General features: G+C 63.8%; 2 protein-coding genes. One reads left to right on the forward strand and one right to left on the reverse strand.

Annotated features, from left to right (window positions below):
* The coding region (locus HX846_RS19580) for an NAD(P)/FAD-dependent oxidoreductase (protein ID WP_178965934.1) at positions 1 to 1137 on the forward strand (1137 nt) is incomplete at its 5' end.
* On the opposite strand, the gene ggt is transcribed toward HX846_RS19580, so the two are convergent.
* The coding region (ggt, locus tag HX846_RS19585) for a gamma-glutamyltransferase (protein ID WP_178965935.1) at positions 1134 to 2618 on the reverse strand (1485 nt) is incomplete at its 5' end. The two genes, HX846_RS19580 and ggt, sit on opposite strands and share 4 nt — an antisense overlap.

The raw sequence follows: 2618 nt of genomic DNA on the forward strand, positions 1-2618 counted from the left end.
GCGGCGGCCGTGGCCACGCTGCGCCGCAAGGGTTTCAGCGGCCGGTTGTTGTGGATCGACCAGGAACAGGACCCCGCCTACGACCGCACCGCCCTGAGCAAATTCGTCATCTGCGGCGAGATGCCGCCGCAGGAAACACCGCCCTTGCTGGACGAGGCCACCTGCCACGCGTCGCGGATCCACGGCGAAGTGCGCCACCTCGACCCTCAAGCCAAGCGCCTCGAGCTTGCGGACGGTCGCCATTTCGACTACGACGCCGCACTGCTGGCCACCGGCGGCGAAGCCAGGCCGCTGGATATTCCGGGCACCGTACTCAACAACGTGTTCGTGTTGCGCTCCCGGGACGATGCGGCGCGTATCGTCAAGGCGGCTCAACCGGGCTCGTGCGCAGTGATCATCGGCGACAGTTTTATCGGCCTGGAAGCCGCGTCCGCCTTACGCAAGCGCGGGTTGACGGTGCAGGTGGTGGGCCGTCACGAGATTCCGCTGGCGGCCCAACTGGGCAAGCGCATCGGTGCCTCACTGCGCCAATTGCATGAAGCCAACGGCGTGATATTCCACACCGCCAGCGAGCCTGCACGCCTGGAAGGCCACATGGACGTGACGACGGTGGTGCTGAAAAACGGCCACAGATTGGCCGCAGACCTGGTACTGATAGGCGTCGGCGTCACGCCTGCCACGGGGTTTGTCGAGGGGCTGGAAAAAGCCGAGGACCAGTCGCTGAAAGCCGATGCCGGTTTGTCCCTCGCGCCCGGACTATGGGCGGCGGGCGATATGGTGACCTTTCCATGGAACGGCCAACCCGTGCGCATCGAACACTGGCGTGTGGCGCAGCAACTCGGGGTGCTGGCGGCGCGCAATATGCTGGGCGCACAACAGGTGTTTGCCGATGTGCCGTTCTTCTGGACGTATCACTTCGGCAAGACCTTTGAACTGCTGGGCCACCCCCGCCACTGGAATCAGCTCCACGTGGAAGGCGACCTGCAGCGCCACGACTTCATCGCCCTGCTCTGCCAGGGCGACGAAGTGGAAGCGGTAGTTGCCTGTGAACATCAGCGGGCCATGGCGCTGCTCTCGCAACGCCTGAAGCACCCGCTGAAGAAGGCCGAGGTGCTGGAGCTGATCCGCGGGCTTTAGTAGCCCAGGGACAACCCGGTATTGCGCCGAGGGTCGTTGGCCCCATAGAAACGGTTATTGCCGACCGGCTTGCCGTCCAGGGACGGCGCGCCTACCAGGATCGCCGCCAGGTGGTTGGCGTCCTGCGGGCCGGCAAACTTGTGGCCCCAGCCTTCGAGGATTTTCTGGGTGTCGGGGCTCAGGGCAAAGCGCTCGATATTGGTCGCCTCAGGCAGCCATTGCTGGTGGAAACGCGGGGCGTCCACGGCTTCCTGGATGTTCATCTTGTAGTCGATCACGTTGAGGATGGTCAGCAAGGTGGCCGTGATGATACGGCTGCCACCCGGCGTACCCACCACCATCACCGCCTTGCCATCCTTGGTGACGATGGTCGGGCTCATGGACGACAGCGGCGTCTTGCCCGGAGCAATGGCGTTGGCTTCGCCCTGCACCAGGCCGTACATGTTCGGCACGCCGATCTTGGAGGTGAAGTCGTCCATTTCGTCGTTGAGGATCACCCCGGTCTTGCTCGCCATCACGCCCGCGCCGAACCAGTCGTTGAGGGTGTAGGTCACCGAGACCGCGTTGCCCCACTTGTCGACGATGGAGTAGTGGGTGGTGTTATTGCCTTCGTGGGGCGAAACGCCCGGCTTGATGTCCTGGGAGATCCCGGCTTTCTGCGGGTCGATGGCAGCGCGCAGTTTGGCGGCGTAATCCTTGTCCAGTAGGTGCTCGACCGGGTTCTGCACGAAGTCCGGGTCGCCGAGGTAGCTGTTGCGGTCGACGTACGCGTGGCGCATGGCTTCGATCTGGTAGTGCAGGCCCTGGGCCGAGTGATAGCCGAGGTCGGCCATCGGGTAGCCTTCGAGGATGTTCATGATTTCGCAGATGACCACCCCGCCCGAGCTCGGTGGTGGCGCGGACACCACGTGGTAGCCACGGTAGTCGCACTCGATGGGCGCCAGTTCGCGGGTCTTGTATTTGTCCAGGTCGGCCTGGGTGATGATGCCTTTGCCTGATTGGCTGGAATCCACAATCGCCTTGGCTACCCAGCCTTTATAGAAACCATCGGTGCCCTTGGCGGAGATTTCCCGCAGGGTTTTCGCCAGGTCTTTCTGCACCAGCTTCTGGCCCACCAGCATCGGCTCGCCGCCGTGCAGGAAGATGCCGCGCAGGTCTTTGTCTTTCTTGAATTCGTCAGTAGCGGTGTGCAGCAGGTCGACATCGCCCTGCTCCAGGGCAAAACCGTCTTCGGCCAGCTTGATCGCCGGGGCGATGACCTGGGCGCGCTTGAGGGTGCCGTATTTGCTCAGCGCCAGTTCCATGCCCGACACAGTGCCGGGAACGCCGACCGCCAGGTGGCCCTTGGAGCTGAGGTCCGGGACCACGTTGCCGTCCTTGTCCAGGTACATGTCGGCGGTCGCGGCCAGCGGGGCTTTTTCGCGGAAGTCGAGGAAGGTCTTGCGGCCGTCGGCCAGTTGCACGGTCATGAACCCACCGCC

The organism is Pseudomonas sp. K5002 (assembly GCF_013386655.1).
GTDB lineage: Bacteria > Pseudomonadota > Gammaproteobacteria > Pseudomonadales > Pseudomonadaceae > Aquipseudomonas.